Source organism: Yoonia sediminilitoris, assembly GCF_003058085.1.
GTDB lineage: Bacteria > Pseudomonadota > Alphaproteobacteria > Rhodobacterales > Rhodobacteraceae > Yoonia > Yoonia sediminilitoris.
The window spans coordinates 71,385-94,468 of sequence record NZ_QBUD01000010.1; the positions used below are offsets into that span (position 1 = coordinate 71,385).

Annotated in this window: 12 protein-coding genes; 7 read left to right on the top strand and 5 right to left on the bottom strand. The window is 59.8% G+C overall.

Features of this window, described 5'->3' with window-relative positions; genetic code table 11:
* Positions 1-36 precede the first annotated feature (36 nt).
* Positions 37-3,228, top strand: coding sequence for a hypothetical protein (locus tag C8N45_RS16435; RefSeq protein WP_108387351.1), 3,192 nt, complete (start codon positions 37-39; stop codon positions 3,226-3,228).
* Here C8N45_RS16435 and C8N45_RS16440 read toward each other — a convergent pair.
* The 4 genes from C8N45_RS16440 to C8N45_RS16455 form a co-directional block, all read right to left on the bottom strand.
* Positions 3,225-4,598, bottom strand: coding sequence for a sigma 54-interacting transcriptional regulator (locus C8N45_RS16440; protein WP_108387352.1), 1,374 nt, complete (start codon positions 4,596-4,598; stop codon positions 3,225-3,227). The genes C8N45_RS16435 and C8N45_RS16440 overlap by 4 nt on opposite strands.
* Positions 4,599-4,629: 31 nt before the next feature.
* The gene (locus C8N45_RS16445) at positions 4,630-5,574 is read right to left on the bottom strand and encodes a hypothetical protein (RefSeq protein WP_108387353.1); all 945 of its coding nucleotides are present in this window, start codon (positions 5,572-5,574) and stop codon (positions 4,630-4,632) included.
* 317 nt (positions 5,575-5,891) lie between these two features.
* Positions 5,892-14,333, bottom strand: a complete 8,442-nt coding sequence (locus C8N45_RS16450) for a glycoside hydrolase family 94 protein (RefSeq protein ID WP_108387354.1) — start codon at positions 14,331-14,333, stop codon at positions 5,892-5,894.
* Positions 14,333-15,358 carry a universal stress protein gene (locus C8N45_RS16455; RefSeq protein WP_108387355.1) on the bottom strand — a complete coding sequence of 342 codons (1,026 nt, stop codon included), beginning with the start codon at positions 15,356-15,358 and terminating at the stop codon, positions 14,333-14,335. The genes C8N45_RS16450 and C8N45_RS16455 overlap by 1 nt, the downstream gene beginning before the upstream one ends.
* 280 nt (positions 15,359-15,638) lie before the next feature.
* On the opposite strand from C8N45_RS16455, the gene C8N45_RS16460 reads away from it, so the two are divergent.
* Positions 15,639-16,922 (top strand): SAM-dependent methyltransferase, encoded by a 1,284-nt coding sequence (locus C8N45_RS16460; protein ID WP_108387400.1) that lies wholly within the window; start codon positions 15,639-15,641, stop codon positions 16,920-16,922.
* 36 nt (positions 16,923-16,958) lie between these two features.
* On the opposite strand, the gene C8N45_RS16465 is transcribed toward C8N45_RS16460, so the two are convergent.
* Positions 16,959-17,234 (bottom strand): hypothetical protein, encoded by a 276-nt coding sequence (locus tag C8N45_RS16465; RefSeq protein WP_108387356.1) that lies wholly within the window; start codon positions 17,232-17,234, stop codon positions 16,959-16,961.
* Positions 17,235-17,423: 189 nt separating this feature from the next.
* Here C8N45_RS16465 and C8N45_RS16470 point away from each other — a divergent pair, with 189 nt between their 5' ends.
* From C8N45_RS16470 to C8N45_RS16490, 5 genes are all read left to right on the top strand, one after another.
* On the top strand, positions 17,424-20,069 hold the full coding sequence (locus C8N45_RS16470) for an erythromycin esterase family protein (RefSeq protein WP_108387357.1): 2,646 nt from the start codon (positions 17,424-17,426) through the stop codon (positions 20,067-20,069).
* A gap of 94 nt (positions 20,070-20,163) precedes the next feature.
* Positions 20,164-20,607, top strand: coding sequence for an Hsp20/alpha crystallin family protein (locus tag C8N45_RS16475; RefSeq protein WP_108387358.1), 444 nt, complete (start codon positions 20,164-20,166; stop codon positions 20,605-20,607).
* A 26-nt stretch (positions 20,608-20,633) separates the two neighbouring features.
* Entirely contained in the window at positions 20,634-21,035 is a 402-nt protein-coding gene (locus tag C8N45_RS16480) for an Hsp20/alpha crystallin family protein (RefSeq protein ID WP_108387359.1), read from the top strand.
* A gap of 43 nt (positions 21,036-21,078) precedes the next feature.
* Positions 21,079-21,585 (top strand): Hsp20/alpha crystallin family protein, encoded by a 507-nt coding sequence (locus C8N45_RS16485; protein WP_108387360.1) that lies wholly within the window; start codon positions 21,079-21,081, stop codon positions 21,583-21,585.
* Between the two features lie 58 nt (positions 21,586-21,643).
* Positions 21,644-23,047: a DegQ family serine endoprotease gene (locus tag C8N45_RS16490; RefSeq protein ID WP_108387361.1), complete on the top strand. Its 1,404-nt coding sequence runs from the start codon at positions 21,644-21,646 to the stop codon at positions 23,045-23,047.
* Positions 23,048-23,084: the final 37 nt, after the last annotated feature.

A 23,084-nucleotide genomic window follows, 5' to 3' on the forward strand; every position in this document is an offset into this window, starting at 1 on the left:
CGCAGACAGCACAGGGCAGGCAAAGGATTGGCAGACATGCGCATTGTGGACAGATATCCCGCGACAGGCTTTTTGAACGGAGCCCGCACCCTGACGGTGCGCAGCCTGCCACCGGGGGCGCAGGTGACGTCGTTCCGGCTTATCGTGACCCCGATCGCGGACGATAGCGGCGCGATCGGACCTGCGGTCGAAACATTGTCCTTTGACGCAGGGGCCGACGTGGCTGTCGACCCTGACGATCCGACCCGGCAAACAGGTGTCAGCCGCACGGCTGGCACCGGTCCGCCGCGCTGGACCGAGGTCGCCTTTAACGGCTTCCGGACCCTGTCACATGTGGCGGGTGCCAACCTGCAAAATGCGCTTTTGCAGGTTGATGTGGGGGGCCTTTTTGTCGCGGTTGATGATAATGGCACAATCCCGGTTCAGGGTGCGGCCTATGCGCTGTCAAGCAACGACACTGATCTGCCTGGCCTGTCAGTGCGGCGGATGCGTCTGGTCGCGCCGAACGATGGCGCCGCCGCACCGGTCGTTCAAACTGTGTCCCTGCGTGCCGTGGCCAGCAACCTGACCGTCGCCATCGGCGACCAGCCTGCGGTCTGGGCGCGCCCCGGCGACGTGACCGACGCTGTGCAGACCGGCGAGTTGGCAGAATTCGTACAAGCCGCGCTGGCAGGTGCAAAGATCGAGAACGGGTTTGCCACATTGCCGCTCACTATCAAGACCGACACAACCGCCCGACTGGCCATCGAAGTCGCCGCTGAATTCGATGAAACCGCCATGGGCCTGCCCAACGGGTTGCCCGAGGTGACGCTGGATTACGCGCATGACGCGACGGCCGATGCAGGCGATAACCTGCTTGCCATCGCGGCACCCGATGGGATGGAGCTTGACCCCTCCCGCACGCGGGTCGAGATCGCTGGCACGTTCGAGGGCTCTGAGATCAGCTTTGGCCCATTGGCAGACCGTAATCCCGCCGCGTCGCTTGCCCTGCCCGAGGGGCACGCTGCCGCCGCTCCTGTCGCGGTCACAGTCGAGACTGTTGCCAATGCGGTCGATCTGCTGCTGTCGACGCAAGTGCGTAATGCCAGCATTCAGGTCGACCTGCGCGAGGATTTCGACGGCAAGCCCGGTGATGTGTCGCTGCTGACCAAACGGGCCAGCGGGGCACTGGATGTTTCGCGCTATGCCATGGCGCATTGGCTGAGCGTGGCCTTGGGCCAGTCCATCACCCTTGCCCCCACCGACCCCGCAACGGGCAAACCGCGGATCTGGGTCGTGGTGCAGGCCGTTGCCGGAACGCTGGACTGGCACCTCAATAGTGCAGATGCGGCAACGGCTCAGATGCAAACCAGTGACAACGGGGGGCTGTCGTGGCGGCCCGCGCGGGTGCAGCTGGTGGGCGGGGCGTTGGCTCCGGGTTTGCGGCTTCGGCGTGCCTCACCTGTTTTCCGCGTACCTGTGCGGGTCGAAATCGGGCGCGGCACCGCGGCATCCGAACTGGCACTTGATCAGTTCCAGCCGCTGGGCCGGGTTGAATTCGCGCTCGATTCCAATGCTGTCGCGGGTGCCGTCAACACCGCATTGAGCGCCCAACGCGCAACCGCCTGCCCGCGCGGAGAGCAACTGCGCAACGGTGGTTTCGCCGATCGCGACGATGGCGAAGTCTATAGGCCCCAAGACTGGACCGTCAGCGACGGAACCCTGGGCCGCCAATTCTTTACGGTCATGGGCATGTCCACCACCGAAACAGTGCGACTGATTCAGGTTGGCGATCAGGAAGGCCCCGCCCAAGCCGTATCGCAGGTCATTCCGGTGTCTCCTGGCTGCCCGTATCGCCTGACGTTCCGGGGCTTCACCACGCACCGCGATACACGCATCGAACTGATTTGGCATGGGGCGGAATGCAGTGTCGCGCGGGTCGATACACTTGACCCACCTGCACCGCTCTTTGTTGATGATCCGGGTCACACCAGTGCTTTTTTGGCCACATCGCCGCTGCGGACAATCCCGGCGGCCTCGCTCGACACGACTGCCCCGGAGGGTGCCGATCAGGTCGAAGTGCGTGTTATTGCAGAGGGCGGGTCCCGCATCTTTACCGATGTTGTGTCGCTGACGGGTGGGCCAGCGGGCATCGTCAATCCTGACTTCCGGCAATTCGTAATGTCCGGCTCAGACGTCGAAGGCCTGCAAGGCTGGGCCAATAGCCCCGTCGAGGTGACAGAGGAAAACGGCTATTCCGGGAACGTGACGCTTGAGGGGCTGACACTGACCAACCTGAATCCCCAAGGTGAACCGCTCATTCTGAGCCAGCGCATACCGGTCGCGGCTGGCGCGCCTTTTGCGGCCGGGCTTGAAGGGCGGGTGCCCACGGCGCATCGCAACGGGCCCGCGCCCGGCTTTGGCGCGATCTGGCTCGATGACGCAGGCACGGCGACCGGCACACCGCTGGCCGCCAGCGTGGCGGCGCAGGGCTCCGAGGTGACGCGGCTGGCCGCAACGGTACCTGATGGTGTGGCACAGGCCGAGATACGCATCGAAATCCCGTCTGGTGCGGCACTGACACTTCTAGCCGTCGCCACAGAAACGCAGGCACCTTTGCAGGTTCCGGTATCGTTCCTGTCAGAGGCCCCAGGGCGATTGACCGTGCGCGACTTTACGCTGGGATTCCGCCCGGCACCGGCCCCGCCGCCGCCAACCTTCAGCACCACGCCATGCGCCCCCACACCAGCCGACCGCGCAGCAGGAGATGTTTGCGAGCCCGATCCGTGCTGCGGCACAGATGAAAAACACGCGGCCCCAACCACAACCGTTTCGGCGCTGTCTGCGACGTCAGTCATCGACAGCCTGAGTCAGGCAACTATCCACATCGCTCGCGCAGCCACACCTGTCCGGTCGCTTGTGCATAACCTGCCATTGGTCAGCGCCACCGCCCGCATGGCCGCAATCACGGCTCGTCGCACGCTGGCCGGAGCGGGCCGACGAACGCTGTCGGGCACGCTTCGCGAACGGATCGGGGCGGGCAGCGGGCCGAACCGCCCTGTTGCCGATGTAAACGGGGTCGGCGACGTCCGCAGGGCAGAGCTTGCTACGCTGGGGATATCCACGGTTCACGATCTGGCCCGCGCGGACCCCGACGCACTGGTACGGCAGCTTGCCTACAGCCGCAGGATGGCGCGCGATCTGGTCGCCCGCGCCCTCAAATTGTCAGAAGCCGAGCCCAGATCCTAATCGGTCTGAAACGCGGAGGGGTCCAACCCATGTTTCTTGAGCAATTTGCCGAGCGCACGGCGTTCCTTGCCAACCCGCACGGCAGCGCGGGTGACGTTGCCGCCTGCCTCTTGCATCAGCCGCGTCAGGAAGTCGCGTTCAAACGTTTCGACCGCCGCCCGCTTTGCTGCACCGAAGTCATGCGCCAAAGTGCATCCGGTGCCACCCTGTGATTGGGTATCGGGTCGCAGTGATAGCGACGGGCCGGTCGATGTGACCACCGCGCGGTGCACGAGGTTTTCAAGTTCGCGGACGTTGCCCGGCCACTCATAAGCGGCAAGCCATTGCCGGGACGACGGATCAAAGGACAATGGGCCGGTGCCGTAGCGTTCGGCGTATTGTGTCATGAAATGTTCCGCCAGCAGGACCGCATCGCCCGACCGGTCACGCAGCGCTGGCAGGCTGAGCGACAGCACATTCAGGCGATAAAGCAGATCCGGCCTGAATGCACCCTGACGGGACAGGGCATGCAGGTCCGCATTTCCCGCCGCAATCACCCGCAAACGGGCCTTGCGGTTACGGCTGCCGCCGACGCGCCGGTATTCGAGGCTTTCCAGAAAACGCAATAGCGCCGACTGCGCCTTGGGGCTTAGTGCGTCCACCTCATCAAGAAACAGCGTGCCGGTTTCGGCCTGCGCCACGAGCCCCGGCCGCGCCTCGCGGGCATCGGTAAAAGCGCCCCGGGCATGGCCAAACAATTCGGCCTCGATCAGGCTGTCGGGCAACGCACCGCAACAGACCGGCACAAAGGGCCCCTTACTGCGGTGTGACAATTTGTGGATCGCGCGGGCGGCCAGTTCCTTGCCGGTGCCGGTCTCGCCGTGCAGCAGAACGAACGCATCACACTCGGCATAGCGCCGCAGGGTCAAGAGCTTGTCAACAAACACGCGTGACTGGCCAATCAATCCCAAGGCGCTCACGGGCGCGCTGCGGTCCAGTCGGCGCTGCTCTGTCAGAGGCAGCACACCGGACCTCGTGGCGCAACTGCGTTCAAGCCGCAGCTTCAACTCTGAGCGCGGACAGGGCCATGTCACGAAATCGCGGGCCTTGCGAATGGCCGGTTCGGCCCAGCGAAAGGCTGTGCGGTCAAGGGCCAGTAGTTGCGTTGGCTCAGCCGCGCATGCCTTTAGCTGCGCGAGTGGCTCTGCTGTCCATCCTTTGGCCCCAAGGTAGACAAGGCCGGGACGGCCGCCCGCCTCCGCCAATATTTCGTCAGGCGGCGACACGGTCACGCGGTAATCAAGCTGCCCCAGCGCGCGCACAAGCGCGTCCAGACGGTCGCCGGATTCAAGCGAAATCAGGTTAAGTGTCTGGGCTGAATCGTGTGCCATGATGGCAGTCCCTCAGGTCCGTTTTTGCCGTCTAGCTTATAGTTTCGCCGGGTTTTGGGCCGCTGGCGCGCAGGGTCAGTGCCTTTTTGGTCAGATCAAACCAGAACGCAGCCCCCAAGCTGATGGCGAGCACGGTCATCAACCAGCCTGCGACCGATCGCAGCGCAACCGAAGAGTCGGCGAAACGATCAGCTATCGTTTCGCCCGCGTCCCAACCAAGCGGGAATTGGTCAAGCTGTGCAAGAAGCAACTCCATACCTTGGTCAGACGTCGCCGAAACCGCGTTGCCCGCGCTTTCGGACAGGGCTTCGCGCAGGGTGGCGTTGGTGCGCAAATCTGCGATGAAATCCAGCGCATTGGCGTCAACAACCAAGACCAGCGCGGCCCCTAGTACCAAACCAATGGCCTGCGATTTTCGCTTGTACCAGCCTGACGCGCGGTTCATCGACGCATCAAACCATTCTGACAGCTTTTTTTCAGCCTCTGCCGCCCGCCGATGCAGCGACCGTTCCGTTTCGCCGCCATGGCCAACCAACAAGGTCAGCGCGTCCCTCAGCGGACCGGGTGGCAAACCTTCGACAATATCAGGTGCGCGCCCGAAGAGTTCTTCAAGCGAGATCGGCGCCACTGTTCCCGTGCTGTTACGCCGACGCAACGTATCAAGCAAAGCGACAGAAAAGGCACTGTTGGGCACGTAGGACGGTCCGTTGCCAACCAATCCTGACAGCCAACTCCGCGCCCTCCCCTTGTAAAGCGCCATAAGCGCGGGATGGTTGAAAACCTCTTCGGTCAGTGGCCTTTCATTCTGGCGCCCATCGCCATCGTGCAAGAGATTGCGCACACCCTTGATAAGATTGGCCGCACGCATACCAAAAAGCCCGGCAAGCAATTCCTGCGCCGTGGTCACCACCAGACTGAGTGTGAGAAAGAGGAAGGCAAGTCCCAGAAAGATTTCAAGTACGACAGATCCAAACACGATTCGTTCCTCTAATGATTTCTTCAGAAAAACACGCCAATCGCGACAAAAACGCCTGCGAAAACAAGAGACCAGCGATTTTCAGCGCCAAAAGGACACAACCGGCCGCACAGGTACTATAGGCACAAACTCTACTTTCTGGTGCATTTTTCCTTTTGATGAATGTCAAAGGCCCCGCAAAGCAGGGTTTGCAGCAAAAAGGCAAGCTGACAGGCGCGGCCACTTTGCGAAAACAACCGCTCTTTTGGGTGCTGGCAAGGTCAGTTTTTTTCACCCAGCTTTTGCGGCGTGCGAGACAGAGTGGCTACTCCTTGATCTCAGCCTGATGCGCACAGCGTGACCACCACTTTGCTGGTCCGCCCCTTGCCCGGATAACTGACCAATTCTCCTGCGATCGCTTGCCCATCGACGATGATATGGGTCTGGCCCTGCCCGATCCGGTCGGGATCGCGAATATCGATTTCAAGGCGACCCTGCGCGCCGTCAATCACAACTGCGGCATGACCCCACGCTTTGGGCAAGCAGGGCGCCAGTCGCACGGCGTCTTTTACAGGTTCAACGCCCAGAATGCCGCAAACCCCCAACTGCCACGCCCATCCTGCCGCCCCTGAATACCACGACCATCCGCCGCGCCCCGACAGCCCGCCGGTGCCAGACACATCACCGGCCAGCACATACGGTTCGCGGCGATATTGATCTGCCGCGTCCGTGCTGCCCGTGCGCGCAATCGGGTTCAGCAGGTCAAACACCTGATAAGCATGATCGCCATCTTTGATCTTTGCATAGGCCATTCCCAACCATGTTGCGGCATGGGTATATTGCCCGCCGTTTTCGCGGATGCCCGGTGGATAGGCTTGAATATAACCGGGGTTCCGGTCCGAAATATCAAACGGCGGGGTCAGCAGCCGGATAAGCCGGGCGTCAGGGTCCACAAGCTTCTCGTGCGCTGACCGCATCGCAAGGCGCGCGCGATCATCAAATGGCTGCCCTGACAAGACCGACCAGGCTTGTGCGATCAGATCAATCTGGCATTCATCATTTTCGGATGATCCCCATGGGATGCCGTCGTCATCAAATGCGCGCAGATACCATGCGCCATCCCACCCGTATTGGCGCAAAGCCTGGATCAGATGGTCGGCATGCGCCTGCCAGCGATTTGCATCATCCGCGCGGTCTGCCTGCCGTGCCAAAGGCGCAAAAATTTCCACGATCCCAATTTGAAACCACGCAAGCCAGATGCTTTCGCCGCGCCCTTCTGCGCCAATCCTGTCCATCCCGTCGTTCCAGTCACCGCTTCCCATTAGCGGCAGCCTATGTGCGCCGGTGGCGATCATCAGATCCAGCGCGCTGGCACAATGGTCAAACAGGCTCCCTGTGGCACCTGTGTCAAAAAGCGCATAACGGTCGTCTTCTTCGGGCCGCAGCTCGGGTGCGGAAAGAAACGGTACTTGCGCGTCAAGGATCGCCATGTCACCGGTGGCCTGCACATAACGGCCCGTCACATAGACCAGCCACAGATAATCGTCGGAACATCTTGTGCGTACGCCCCGCCCTTCGGGGGGATGCCACCAATGCAGCACATCGCCCTGTTCGAACTGGTGCTGTGCAGCCAGCAGAATCTGCGCCCTCGCGCGCGCGGGCTCTGTCAGCAGCAACGCCAGCACGTCCTGCAACTGGTCGCGGAAACCGAACGCACCGCCCGCCTGATAAAATCCGGCACGGGCCATAATCCGGGACGATCTGTTTTGATATGGTAGCCATTTGTTGACCATCAGATCAAACGCAGGATCAGGGGTCGCGACCTGCGCGGCACCCAACCTGCGCGCCCATGTGTCTTGCAGCGTGGCAAAGGCGCGATCTGCCGCGTCGGGTCTTTGCCAGCGCGCGACCATATCAGGCAACGCATCGGCGGTGGCCACTTCGCCCAGTGCAAAGACAACTTCGGTCCGTGCACCCGGTGCGATATCGAGATGCACCTGATAGGCGGCACAGGCATCGCCGCCCTGCGGGAAATGTCCGCCCAAGTCCCATGAACGCAGAGCTTCGGGATCAAACACGTCACCGTCGCGCCCCAGAAAATCATGGCGTGCGCCGGTGATGCTGTGGGGGTCTTGCGTGGCGGTCAGAAACGCTGCGCGCGCCGCAAATTCGGGGTTCCACGGATTCCGCCCGACGATGGCCTTCAGGGCGGTGTCATAACGGCTGGTCACATGCGGTTGCGACACGCTGCCCAGCGCCCCGAGCAGCCATTCGGCATAGTAAGTCGCGGTGATGCGGCGGGGCTGGTCTGTCTTGTTGGTCAGGGTCAACCGCACCAGCTTGACCGATGCATCAACCGGCACGAAGCAGGTCAGCGCCTGTTCCAGCCCGTGGCTGTTCTTGCGCCAGCGGGTAAAACCCATGCCGTGTCTGACCGCGCAGGCATCACCCTGCCCCATCGGCTGCGGTGTCGTCGTCCAGACCGCGCCGCTTGCCTCGTCACGCAGATACATGGCCTCACCCGGCCGTTCTGTGACCGGATCGTTGGACCATGGCGTCAGACGGTGCTCTCCGCTGTTGACCGCCCAGGTGGCACCAAACCCCGCTTCGCTGACAAGACAGCCGAAATCGTCATTGGCCAGTATATTGATCCACGGTGCGGGGGTGCGCATGCCGGGCGCAAGGTGCAGCAGGTAGTCGCCGTTCTCGGGGTCAAATCCGCCATAGCCATTATCAAACAAAAGTGTATGGGGCCTTTTGACCGCAGGGATTGCGGCAAAGGGCGGCACACGACGCTGCCCGAACGGCGTCGGGGCCTCCCGCGTTTCCAGTACGCGGTCAAGCACGTCGCGCAGGGATTTGTTTTCGTCACGCAATATGACGCGGGCTGCGGCCTCGATCCCGTGTTTTGCCACCTCCGACATTTGCCCGCCGGACAGCAGATGGATGCCGCCGCGCATCCCCAACAGGCTGCCTGCATGGGTTTCACTGATAATCGACAGAACCCTTTCGCGCAGCGGCTCCTGATAGCTGATTGCCGCGTCCTGCATGATGACCAGATCAACATGCAGGCCCATCTGACGCCAAAGGCTGTGACCCCGCACAAGAATACTCAACAGGCTGGATGTTTCCGGATCGGACACCTTCAACAGCAGGATCGGATCATCGCCGGAAATGCCGTAGCGCCACAAATCCGGTTGGCCGTTCCAATCGGGCTTGTCCAGCGGCGCCGGACGGCGAAATGTCGGATGCACATGCACCAACAGTGACGACAAAACCTGTAATTCCGGCAAATGTTCCGACGCGATGCCAAGCCGGTGAACCCTGTGGCCGGTATAAGACAAAGCATCTCGAAAGGCATGGTCGATCATTCCCATCGGATAGCGATTTGCCACATGAAGCGCTTCGCTGTCTGATGTGGCCGCAACCGTGAGGAACACAAGCTGTCTGGTTTCCATGGGCTTCAAACTGACCCTCGTCTGAAGCGACATGACCGGGTCAAGCGTCCAGCCCGCACTTTGGCTCAGCCCCTGCTGCAAGCCCTGTGGGTTTCTGTCGCTCTGGTTGCGACCGACAAAATTATGTCGATCACTTTCCCATGCCGTGACCCGAATATCGGGATCAGCGGAAACCAGTTTGTGCAGCAAAACGGGCGGGCGCGTTTCCGGTCGTCGGGGGCGGCGTGTGAACAGCAGCGCCTGCGCATCGGCCAGATAACTGCTGTGGACGAATAGTTTGCTGAAGGCCGGGTGCCGCTCGTCATCCAGCGGGGGCGCAAGCACAACCTCGCCGCAACTGGTGATGTCGATGGTGCGATCATCCCCGCTTTCGTTGACAAGCGTGACCCGGCGAATTTCCACGTCATCTTCGGCAGCGACGGTGATGTCCATGCGTGCAACGATCCCGTCATGACGGCGCAGAAGTTCGACCATATGCGGATGAAAGACGCACCTTGTATCATCATCGGACTGTGCGGTCGGGGCCGCCCCCAGCGACCACAGGTCGTTGCTGTCTGCATCCTGCAAATACATCCAGATACCGTGGGCGTTGCGCGTCGGATCCGGCCACCACCGGGTCAGGGCCGTATCTTTCCACGTCAGCCCGCCGCCGCCACTTTCCGTCAGGAAAGAAGACATGCGCCCATTACCCAGAACATGCAGATGATGCACCGGAAAGTCTGGCGACGGCACCCAAGCTGCCAGTGCGGGCACCGCTGATTTATCGGCAGGATGGTCCCAGACTTCGTCGGCGCGGCCAAGTTCAAGCGGGACATCCCACGGCACCCGCTCCTGCAACAAAAGATCCATAGCCTTGACGGCCTTTTCGTTCAGGAACCGCTGCACCATGATATCGCCCAGCAAGGCATTGGCGATCGCCACCTGCACCATTCCCTGATGATGCGCCATGAATGTTGTGACCGGAACAAACCCGTCTCCCGGTGTCATCCGGTCAGAGGTAAAATCGAGCGCTTCGATAAAGCCATATCTGGTCTGCGCGCCCATCTGTGCCAGCGCTTGCAGATTATCGACCGCCGCACCGGGCCAGCCGCACAGAGCCAGAGCCGCGCCATATGGTGCGATGACAAGATCGTCGGTCAACCCGCGGCGTATACCAAGAGCGGGCACGCCGAAGGCACGATATTGGAATACGCCTCTTGTGTCGGTGGTGCCAAAGGCGGACTCCGAAATGCCCCATGGGACATTGCGCGCGCGCGCATAGTCCCTTTGAAAATCAATCGCCGTCAGTTCGCTTTCCCCCAGCAGCGTATCGCGGTAACTGGGCAAAAATAGCGGTGGCATCAGATATTCGAAAATCGACCCGTTCCACGACAGGATCGATGGCTTGCCCTTGAGCCGCGTGATCGGTCTGCTGAACGCGAACCAATGCTCAATCGGGGCGTCATGTTTGGCAATCGCGAAATAACTGGCAAGGCGCGCTTCGGTCGCCAATAGATCATAGTGACTGCCATCCATCCGGCCAAGGCTGCGGTTGTACCCGATTGAAAAGAGCCGCACCGCCGGATCGTAGAGAAACTTGAAATCCATGCCAAAGGCGATGGCATCTGCCTGCAAGGCGAGTTCGCGAAGCCCTTCGCGCAGGATGTCTTGTTGCGCACGCCCCGCGCTTGCGGCGTCGCGCAACTGGTCCAGCCACATCAATGTCGTCTGGTCCGCGTCAGGGTGCGACTTTTGCCAAGCCTCCAGCCTGTCACAGATAAGGTCCGGCGTTGATGGCGTCCGGGCCTCTATCATTTCTGTGCGCAGCAAATCGGCAAGCTGGAGAGCCGGAGCCATCTTTGCTTTCGTCCCTGCATCAAGAACGGACAGCCACGGCATGTAGGTTTCGATATCACGCGAGATCGCATGCAGCCCGTGGTGAAACCGCGACAGCCATGTGGTGATATCCATTAGTTGATTTTCTGACAGGTCGGGAACCGCTGATATGACATCGCGCGTCCCGGCTTCCAGTTCGGGCCAGAGCGTGCCACCAAGGCGGGCCAGCGCGTCTGCCCAGTTAAGCGGTGACTTTTCCGCATCATCCAGAGCGGTCGCGATCTTTGCTTGGGTGTTTGTCAGGTGAGACAGGTCAGCGCCATCGGCCTCGTGCAATGCCCTGCCCAGCAGATCAAGCGTGACCCGCAGCCCGTCAAAGCACGCCGCCGTCAGCGGCGGCTGGTCAATCTGTTCCAGACATCCTTGCTTGAGTGTAATCAGGGAAACGGCCAGATTGCCACTATCAACAGTCGAAACATAATGCGGCTCCAGCGGTTCCAGCGTGCGGGTGTCGTACCAGTTCAGGATGTGGCCGCGATAGTGTTCCATGCGGGTCAAAGTGTGCAAAGTATGGCGACTACGCGCGAGAAAATCGCTGGTCGTGACAAATCCCATATCTTTCGCCGCAAGCGCAGAGACCAGAAACATGCCAATATTTGTAGGCGATGTGCGATGGGCTACCTCATCAACATGGCCAAACTGGTAATTGTCGGGCGGCAGCCAATTTTCCTCAGGGCCAGCGAATGTCTCAAAGAAATGCCATGTCTGCCGGGCGGCGCGTTTAAGATAGGCGCGTTGCCCGTCGGTCAGGGTCTGCGCGCGAAAGAAACGGGCACGCGCGCTCCAAACCGATAATTCGGGCGCGATCAACCAAAGGAACAGCACCGGCAAAGCAGGCCAAAGCACCTGCGGGTTGAACAGCGCCAGATGCGCCGAAATCACAAGCGCAAAGGCCGTGGACGGCCACATCAGACGCCATGACACATTGCGGATACTGCGATCTGACATTTTTGCTGCGGCATGGGCCGCCGATGTCCACTCCAACCGGTTTCGGCCCGACACATAGACCCGCCAAAGCGAGCGAAAGATGGCATCAAGCGCCATCACCGTGTCGGTCACAAGAAACACAATCAGAAAGAACCACCGCCCCGCCGTGACCTGAATTTTATGGACAGCGCTTCCAAAGGCCCCTTTGCGAATACCGCCCGTGGCCACGGCGAAAAGCTCACCTATCAGATAACTGCCCGGTGCAGCGACCGCCAGAACCGTCCAGACCAGCGCACTGCCCGGCAGGACAAGCCAGCCAGCCAGAAAGAAGACCAGCAACGCAGGCGACATCAGGCTGCGGCGCAGGTTGTCGATCAGTTTCCAGCGATCAAGCGTTGATAGGGTCGTCCGGGCCGTGTCACCCGCCGCGACCGGCACCCTGCGCCCGAGCCATGGCAAAAGCTGCCAGTCACCGCGCATCCAGCGATGTTGGCGTAGTGCAAATTCCGGATAGGTCGCGGGCAGGTCTTCGTACAGCACCACATTGCTGACCAAAGCCGCACGCCCGTGCAGCCCCTCAAACAGATCATGGCTCAGGATGTGGTTGTCGGGTATGCGCCCCTCCACACTGCGATGAAGCGCGGCAATATCATAAATCCCCTTGCCTACGAAAATGCCGGTGCCAAAAAGATCCTGATACACGTCAGACACAGCGCGGCTATAGATATCAATCGCCGTATCGCCACCATAAAGATGGGTAAAATGCGTGCCCTTGCCCAACTTTGGCAAAATCTCGATCCGGGGTTGCAGGATGGCATGGCCGGAAACCACGCGCCTGCTGCGCGGATCAACAACCGCGCGGTTCAGCGGATGCGCCAGAATACCCACAAGCCGCGCCGCAGCGCCCGGCGGCATCTGGGTATCTGCGTCCAAAGTAATCGCATAGGGAATACCGCGCAGGGTTTCGATCGCTCCTGCTGTCAAGTCGAACGCATCCGCCCCTTCACGCAGCACAAACCGGTTGAAATCGTCAAGCTTGCCGCGCTTGCGTTCGCGCGCCATCCAGATCCCTTCGGCAGGGTTGTGGGTACGCCGCCGATGCAACAGCATGAATGACGCAGGTCCGCGCGACCGGTATCGGCTGTTGAGGGTTTCAATCCCGTCTTTGAGTGCCTGTTCGATCTCGGCGTCGGTTGCCAGCGTCTGGGTCCGCGCATCAGCAAGATCGGACAGCAGCACAAACCGAAAGGCAGGGTCGGGGTTGGCCAGACGCAGGATTTCGATCTTTTCCAGAATGCCCCTGACCTCTTTGCTATCTGCAACGATAACGGGGATCAGAATGGCCGTACCGCAGTCCTGTGGAATGGCCTCTGCAAAATCCATTTCCGGCAGGACGTCAGGCTTGCTGAGCCGCGTAATGACCCAGTGCCCGAACCACACGCTTGGGATGGTTGCGGGCAGAATGGAAATTGCAACACCCAGGACCCATTGACCGGGGCTGGCACCCTGTGACCAAAGGTAAACCATCGACACGCAAACCGCTGCAAAGGCAAGCGCGACAAGCCCGGCCGCATAGAGCCAACCTGTGGCGCGCGACAAGCTGCGCTGTAGCGCCAGACGCCGCGGGGCACGAAAGCCCAGTTCCACTTCAAGCTCTTGCCTGCCCGCGTCGATCAGCCAATATCCAACGTGATGGCGTCGGCTTTGTGCGTCCTCATGCGATCCAAGCGCGACTGCCCGCCGTGCAATTTCGGATTCTGCAAGGTCGCAATCGATGGCCAGCGTTTCAACAACGTCGCGGTATCTGTTACGGGTTTCAAAGGTCATGCCCGCATAGATCGCGGCAGGGTCCGTTTTCAGCGCAGCTTCGATACAACTGACCTGATCAACGAAATCGGCCCATTTGATCGTATCAATGACAATCAGGTCAGTGATCGCGGTCGAGATCCGTTCAACGGTCTGGGCGGCATCTTGCGGACGGGCGCCGGCACTTGCGGACCAGTCCAGCACAAGGTCCGGGTCAAGTTGACCCACAGCCGCAACCAGTTGCGTCATGCACGCGAGCCGCAACATGGATGGCATCGCCCACAACTCACCATTGGTGAGTTCGGAAGTCTTTTGATATTGCAGGACAAAGCCTGCCAACCCCTCCAGTGTCAACTGTTTGTCAATCTGATCAAGGGCGGCCCGCGCGACGGCAAAAACCCGTGGTGTGCCTGGCCCGTCCGGCTCTGCCAGTGCCGGAAGTTTGTCATAGAAATGGCGGGGCAATCCTTCCTTGAGCCTGCGTAAGGCGCGGATAATCTGATAGTCGTTGTCCAATATCCATTCCGCGGCGCGCTCTGCCTGCGTCGGTGGGTCCGCACAGAACGATCTGACCTGATCGAACCAGTCATCAAGGTCGGGCAACGCCCGGTAGCAGGCAAGCAAGGCCGGAGGCCCGCTCGCGATTGTGTGTTCCGTTGCAAGAGCCGCTGTATCCGGGAATACATCGCGCTGGGGTGGGACGACTTCGTTCATTAATCTGTGCCGACAGGTTGCCTGACGCCTTTGGATGCAAGGTTGCCAAAGACGTGATTGCCGTTTGATCCGTTCAGATGGCGGACCAGAAGCACAGGGATATCGGCCCGGTCCAGAACGAAACGGGCCACATCACCCGTTGGCACATCCATATGACCACTTTGCCCATGCGTCGTCATGACGACAAAATCCGCCTTTTCGCGCCCGACGGCATCAATCAGCGCACGACGCGCATCACCCGAACCGCACACGCGGGTGGTGATTTTCAGACCGTTTTGGGCCAGACGGTTCTTGATCCGGGTGAGGTAGCTTCTGCCCGCCTTTTCGTTGCGCTGGCAAACCAGTGTGTGCAGACGTTCGGCATCCTGATCTTTGACCTCGAATTCTGTGACGCCCGGTTCGGGCGCCACATAAAACAGCACCAGTTCGGCATTTTCGGCCAAGGCCAGAATCACGGCAGACGGCAATGCAATTTCACCGCGGGTCGAGCCATCCAACGGCACAAGGATGCGATTGTAGGACTTGCCACTTTCAAGTTCTGCCTCCTGCGGAATCATCAGCACCCCGGCACTGCGTGACGACAGCACGCTGGCGGCAACCTCGCTCAGGTTCCATGCGCTATCGCCGCGATACCGCAGCGCACCGGCAATATCGCCCCTGTGCTGCTCCAGAAAGCTTTGGATCTGATTGCCGCAGTGCCCCTCCAGAAGTTTGGCCTCGCAGGGGGGATCATCGTCGCCAGCACTGCGGACCAGCTTGCCAAGCCACTTGAGCGTCTGCTGTTTGCGAATGTCCCATTCCACCGGATCGACGGGACCGGCCCCCTTGTGAGGCTGACGCTGCACATGCACCAGCACGACCTTGCCGCCAAACGCGCGCGCCACTTTTTGCGCATGGCCAATACTGGACCCGTTGTCTCGTTTTTCTTCAACAAATACGATGACGTCGGACGCCTCATCTGCATCATGGTCGTCAGAGGAACCTTGGTTCCCCGACTGTGATTTTGGGTCCGGTTTGCGGGTCATCTATGAATTCTCCTCCATTATGCAGTCGGGAAGGTGATTTGAAACTGAACGGCGAAAAATGGGATCAGCGGTCAGCGGACACGGTCTTTGAATGCGTATTTCGGACCGATGAGGGTCGGCTCGGACAATCTAGAGGTGCAGACGCTGCACTGATTGATTTATGTCAGTGAATTGTGTCAACGCCGGATTACAGTCCCCCTATGCAGACAGAAAAACCGGTAAATTCAGGCGATCGGGCTTGCTCTCGATCAAGCCGCGCCACAGCACAGGCAAGCGCGTCATGACGTGGGTTTGGCAAAATCTGCTGCACAGGATGCTCGACCACCTCATTCAAGAGGGGTGCCTGTATGTTGTCATGCCCACTGGCGACGTTTGCCGCTACGGTGATCCAGGGTGCGACCAGCCTGTCACCGTGCGCCTGCATACACCTGCCACGCCAAGGCAACTGGTGCTCAATCCCGAACTGGCATTGGGCGAAGCCTACATGAATGGCTCCCTGACGATTGATGCTGATGACCTACAGGGTCTGCTGGCGACGGTCGTGCGTAATGCCCGCAAATCTGATGCCAAACGGACGCGCTGGCAAAAGCTGTCACAACATGCGCGCGATGCGTTACGCGGGTTGGCACAAAACAACATCATCACCCGGTCAAGGCGCAATGTTGCCCATCATTACGATCTGTCCGGCCGCTTGTTTGACCTGTTTCTTGACAGTGACCGCCAATATTCCTGCGGGTATTTCAGAGAGCCCGATGCAACGCTGGATCAAGCGCAAAGCGACAAGAAAACCCATATCGCGCGAAAGCTGATGCTCGAACCCGGGATGAGCGTGCTTGATATTGGTTGCGGTTGGGGCGGCATGGCCCTGTCGCTGGCCAAGACCCACGGCGCCCATGTGGTCGGCATCACCCTGTCCGAGGAACAGCAAGCCTATGCCACCAAAAGGGCTGCGCAGGATGGGCTTTCTGACCGGGTCCAGTTCCGGCTGTGCGACTATCGCCAGATCGCGGGCACGTTTGACAGGATCGTGTCCGTGGGCATGTTCGAACATGTCGGCCTGCCCCATTTTGATGACTACTTCGCAACCATCCATGACAGGCTGTCCCCGGATGGGGTCGCGCTGGTCCACACAATTGGATGGGCCGCCCCGGCCAAAGCGACCAACCCTTGGATCGGAAAATACATCTTTCCCGGCGGCTATATCCCTTCTGTATCAGAGGTCATGACCGCCGTCGAAAAAAAACGCCTGTGGGCTGCGGATATTGAATGCTGGCGGCTGCATTATGCTTACACCCTGCGTCACTGGTATGAGCGTTTCAACGCGCATGAACATGCGGCGCGCGCGCTTTATGACGACCGTTTCGTGCGGATGTGGCGGTTTTATCTTGCCGCCAGCGAACAAACCTTCCGTCACGCGCCGCAGGCTGTCTACCAGTTTCAACTGACGCGTAGTGTTGATGCCGTGCCACTCGCGCGCGACTATATGTACCCGCATGCGGGCATGCCCGCAGTTGATCGCCCTAGGCCGGTTCTGGTCAGCGACCGCGAACAGGGCACATCTTGAAGCCGGTATACCAATTAAAGAACGCCGCGTAACCCACTAGAAAAAATCGGAACTTCCGTCTATTTTCCAGAATTCCCGAAGCCGCGTGACCAGATGGCACGGCATTGAGAAATAGCGCGCGATCTCGTCATCTGACAGGCCAAGATCGGCTAGTGCTTCAAGTGTCCGCTTGGGTGTCGGACCCAGAATATGCAGGTATTTGAGCAACTCAGGCGTCAGGCTTGCACCTGTTGATGGGGCATGGTCTGGGCCCAAGCGGTAAGCCAGGGCGATCCTGTCGCATTTATCGTGACGTCTGCTGATCTCTCTCATGTCATCTTTTCACCTCCACACAAGACAAAGCATGAATGTGATCCATCGCCCGAAAATAAAGGGGGCGATTGATCGCGATCAAGATGTGCAGCACATTTTTTTTCAACCGGCAGGAATTGGCTGATCACCTGTCCTGAGGATTGAGTAAAATCAATCAGCCGAGTCGCGGCCTCTGGTAATTCTCGCCACATGGACAAAGCTACACAGGAATTCTTGGATCGCGCCGATGCCGGCCGTACTTTGGCCAGACTACTGGTCGACATGGAACTGGATCGCCCGCTAATCTATGCGCTGCCCCGCGGGGGTGTGCCGGTGGCCGTCGAGGTCGCCAAAAGGTTGGGCGCGCCGCTTGATCTTTTGCTGGTGCGCAAAATCGGCGCGCCACGCAATCCCGAAGTCGCCCTTGGCGCGTTGGTCGAAGGCGCAGACGAGCAGATCGTCATCAACGAAGATGTCCGCCGTCTGTCCGGGGCGGATGATGCCTATATCGCGCAGGCCGTGGCCGACCAGCGGGCCGAACTTAACCGTCGCAAGACGCGTTATCTGGGCGACCGCGCGCGTCCTGACCCAACCGGCAGAACGGTCGTTGTCGTTGATGACGGTCTGGCAACGGGTGCGACGATGAAGGCCGCACTGATCGGTCTGAAGCGCGCCAAGCCCGCGCGGATCATTGTCGCCCTGCCCGTCGCGCCCAAGTCCGCGTTGGACGATATCTACGATCAGGCAGATGACATTGTCTGTGTCTATCCTGTCACCGCTTTTCGCGGTGTGGGCGGCTTCTACAGGGACTTTCATCAGTTGTCGGACGATGAAACCGTAGGTTTGCTGAATTCGGTCACGCCCGAAACCGCGCAAAAAGAGCAGAAAAGCTACAAACGCCAGATTACGATTCCCCCCATGGGGCTGGCCGGCGATCTGACGGTGCCCAAGAACCCACAGGGCATCGTGCTTTTCGCCCATGGCAGCGGGTCCAGCAGGCTTAGCCCGCGCAATACATATGTCGCCGAAAAATTGAATGCACAGGGGTTCGCAACCCTGCTGTTCGACCTGTTGACCCCCGAGGAAGGCGAGGATCGCCGCAATGTCTTTGACATTCCGCTGCTGGCTGATCGCGTCGTCGAGGCAACGATCTGGATCACATCAGAGCCCGATCTTGAGGACCTGCCACTGGGCCTGTTCGGGGCAAGTACCGGTGCGGCGGCAGCCCTTGTCGCAGCTGCAGAACTCAGAGGTCGGGTTGCTGCGGTGGTGTCACGCGGTGGTCGTCCGGACCTTGCGATGGCATTCCTGCCGCAGGTTTCAAGCCCGACCCTTCTGATCGTGGGCGGCGATGACCATGATGTCATTACCTTGAACCAACAGGCACTTGCGGCACTGACATGTACCAAAAAGCTGGAAATCGTCCCAGGCGCGGGCCATCTGTTCGAAGAGCCGGGCACATTGGACGACGCAATCGACCGCGCCGCTGACTGGTTCAACACACACCTGCGCAAGAAAGCGTTCAAATTCCCCAAGACGCCGCCGCCGACCCGGATCGAGACAGAGCTTTCCATCCTGACAGACGCCGCCGAGCCATTGCCGGCGATCAATGACCCTGAATTTGCGCAGGCTTTTGACCGGTTCGGATCAAAACGGGTCGTACTGTTGGGCGAATCCTCGCATGGCACCTCGGAATTCTATAACGCCCGCGCAGCCATCACCCGGCGACTTGTTCAGGAACACGGGTTTTCCATTGTCGCGGTAGAGGCCGACTGGCCCGATGCCGCCGCTGTTGATCGACACATTCGCCAGCGGCGGCATGAACCGATGAAAGACAGTGCCTTTGCGCGCTTTCCCACCTGGATGTGGCGCAATGTTGAATTCGAAGCCTTCACCCGTTTTCTGAAACTGCATAACGAAACCAAGTCGATGGAGGACCGCGTCGCATTCTATGGGCTCGACCTTTACAATATGCGCGCCTCGATCGCCGCTGTACTGGCCTATCTGGATCGGGTCGATGAGACCGCCGCAGCGGTTGCGCGGTCCCGCTATGCCTGTCTGGAGCCATGGTCGCGCGCGCCTGCCGCCTACGGGCGCGCGGCACTGACGCGCGGGTTCTCTGTCTGCGAAAAGGCAGTGTCTGAAATCCTTCTCGATCTGTTCCGGAAAGAGTTGGAGTATATCGCCAAAGACGGCGATCAGTTCTTTGACGCCACCCAGAACGCCCGGTTGGTCGCCAATGCCGAGCGCTATTATCGCGTGATGTATTACGGGTCGCAGCAGTCATGGAACCTGCGCGACCAGCATATGTTCCAGACCCTGCGCGACATCCTTGAACATGCTGGGCCCGACAAAAAGGCCGTGGTCTGGGCACATAATTCGCATATCGGCGACGCGCGGCATACGGATATGGGCCGCAGCCGTGGCGAGTGGAATATCGGCCAACTGTGTCGGCAGGAATATGGCGACGATGCCGCCCTGATCGGCTTTGGTACAGCGTCGGGCACGGTGGCCGCTGCATCGGAATGGGATGACCCGATGGAAATCAAGACCATCCGCCCACCGCTGCCGGGCAGCTATGAAGCAATCTGTCAGGCGATCGAACCGGAACGGTTTCTGTGGGACTTCAAAAAGCCGCAGAAAGCCGGATTCCTTGATCTTGTCTCACAACCCCGGCTGGAACGCTACATCGGCGTTATCTATCGCCCGGAAACCGAAAGGGCGAGCCATTACAGCTATGCCGATCTGTCCAGCCAATATGACGCGTTCGTCTGGTTCGACCGGACGAATGCGGTGTCCCCGCTCGCTGCGCTGACCAATGTGGCAGAGGACGAAACCTATCCGTTTGGGCTGTGATCTGTTCCGATCTCGCCGGACACCGGCCCAACGGATGTACTGAAACCGCCGTACGACCTTGGGCGGCAGATTTGGAAACAAAAGGAGTATCAGAATGCAACGGTCTGCTTTTTCACCATGGGCCTATCACGACCCATTCGCCGACATGCGCCGCCTGCAAGGCGCCATGAACCGGATATTCGACGGCTCGCGCACCCCTGCCCGTTCAGGGACCTATCCACCGGTCAATTTCTGGGCCGGACAGGACAGTGTCGTGATGTCAACCGAACTGCCCGGTCTTGGCGAACAGGACATCGAGATGACTGTCAAGGACAGCATGATCTCGATCCGTGGTACCTACCCTGATGCCGAAACCGGTGACGATATCGTCTGGCATCGCCGCGAACGCCCAGCCGGATCGTTCTTGCGGTCTATCGAACTGCCATTCCGGGTCGACCCCAACCAGATTGACGCCCGCTTTGCCAACGGGGTCCTGACGGTCGAAATGCAGCGCCCCGAAGACGACAAGCCCAAGCACATCCAGATCAAAGCGTCCTGACCCCGCAAAAAAGGAGGAGGAAAATCATGGCACAGGAAGTCACCACACAGGACACAACCGATATCGCACGGCCAAACGGCGAAACAGCGCCGACGGTTCCCACATTTGTGCCCGCAGTCGATATTTTCGAGCAGGGTGAAATCACTGTTATCCTTGCAGATATGCCCGGCGTAAAGTCCGATGGTATCGAAGTTACGCTCGAACGTCAGGTCCTGACCCTGCGCGGCACGGTCACGCCACATGAACCCGAGGGGTATCGCCGCCTGTCATCGGAATACCGCGAAGGCGATTACCTGCGCGCCTTTACGCTGTCTGACGAAATTGATCTGGGCAGTATCAATGCGGCCTTCAAGAATGGGGTCCTGCGGCTGGAATTGCCGCGCGCGGCCGAGGCAAAGCCAAAGAAAATCACAGTCAAGGCGGCTTGATAGGCCCATTCAACCGATCAAACCCAATCAAGGAGATGGAAACATGCATATCAGCGATCTGATCCCTTGGGGCCGGGACAAAAAACAGGCCCCCCCGCAAGAAGACAACCGCGCGGTCAACCCAATGGTTTCCTTGCAGCGCGACATCAACCATGTGTTTGATGACTTTTGGCGCAAGGTCGAAAGTGACTGGAACGGCGGCGACGCGGTGGGCATGTCCGGCCCCAGCACCGACATCACCGAGACGGAAAAAAGTATTGATGTCTCGATCGAACTGCCGGGTATGACGGAAAAGGACATCGACATTTCGCTGTCCAGCAATGCGATGACCATCCGCGGCGAAAAAAAGGTGGAGCACGAAGAAGAGCGCAAGGGCATCTATATGTCAGAGCGGTCCTATGGGTCGTTTTATCGGACGGTTCCCCTGCCCGCCGGTGTTGATCCTGACAAGGCCGATGCGAAATTCAAGAACGGTGTGCTGACTGTCAGCCTCCCCAAGACAGCCGAGGCACAGGCCAACATCAAACGCATTCCGGTCAAAGCCGCATAATCCATTGCCCGGGGCGGGCGCTGCCTGCCCCGGCGCCGTGACCCACAGGAGAAGGGAAATGACACCATCTGCAAGCCAGCTTGGTCGCACATTGGCCGCGATCTGCATTTTTGTGCTGACATACGCCACCCCGATTGCCGCGCAACCGCTTGAACGACCCTTGTATCTGAATGACGACGGGCTGCCGACACTGGCACCATTGTTGTCCGAAGTCACACCCGCTGTTGTCAATATCTCGGTCGAAAGCCACCAGTCGGTCGAGATGAATCCGCTTTTCAACGACCCGTTCTTCCGGCGGTTCTTTGATATGCAACCAATGCCGCAACAGCCCGAAGAGCGCCAAAGAATGAGTTCGGGGTCAGGCGTCATCATTGATGCCCAAGAGGGCTATATCCTGACCAATCATCACGTCATCGAAAATGGCGACCGGATTGTCGTGACGCTCAAAAACCGGCAAAGTTTCGATGCCGAATTGGTCGGCAGCGACCCCGGCACCGATATTGCGTTGGTCAAGATTGACGCAGATGGTCTTACCGCGCTTGAGCTGGGCGACAGTGACCGTTTGCAGGTCGGAGATTATGTTCTTGCGATCGGCAATCCCTTTGGGCTGGGTCAGACCGTCACATCCGGCATCGTCAGCGCGTTGGGGCGCAGCGGGCTGAATATCGAAGGCTACGAGGACTTCATTCAGACCGATGCGTCGATCAATCCGGGCAATTCCGGTGGGGCGCTGGTCACGCTGGACGGACGCCTGATCGGCATCAATACCGCGATTATCGCCCCCTCCGGCGGCAATGTGGGGATTGGATTTGCCGTGCCCGCCAACATGGCCGATGCGGTCTTTGATCAACTTGTTGAATTTGGCGAAGTGCAGCGCGGTCAGCTTGGTGTCACGGTTCAGGATTTCACCCCCGATCTGGCAGATGCTTTGGGCATCGAGACCGGCGTCGGCGCTATTGTGACGCAGGTACAACCTGACAGCGCCGCAGAGCGGGCCGGTCTGCAACCCGGTGATTTGATCGTGTCCGTCGATGGGCGCGCCGTTGCCGGATCGGCAGACCTGCGCAGCCAGATCGGGCTGAAGCGGCTTGGCAGGCGTGTCGAAATCGAGATTATCCGCGATGGCGCGCCAATGACGCTGGAAGCCATTCTGAGCCGGGGCGCACGCAGCATGGCCAGTGCAGATGAAAACTCGCTGGGCAGGCTGTCAGGGGCACAACTCCGCAACATGGAGCCGGGCGACCCGCTTTATGGTCAGGTTTCAGGGGTCTTGGTCGCGCGTTTGGACCCGGGCAGCCGTGCCGCCGGTTCAGGCCTTGAGGCAGGCGACATCATCCTTGCCGTCAATCAGGTGCCTGTCACATCGGTGGCCGCGTTGCGCGCGCAGCTTGAACAAACCAGCGGCGTGCTCGCTTTGACAGTTCAGCGCGGGTCTGCGCGCATCTTCCTGGTTTTGCGCTAACCCCGCCAAACGTTTGCTTCAATGACAAACAGTTATT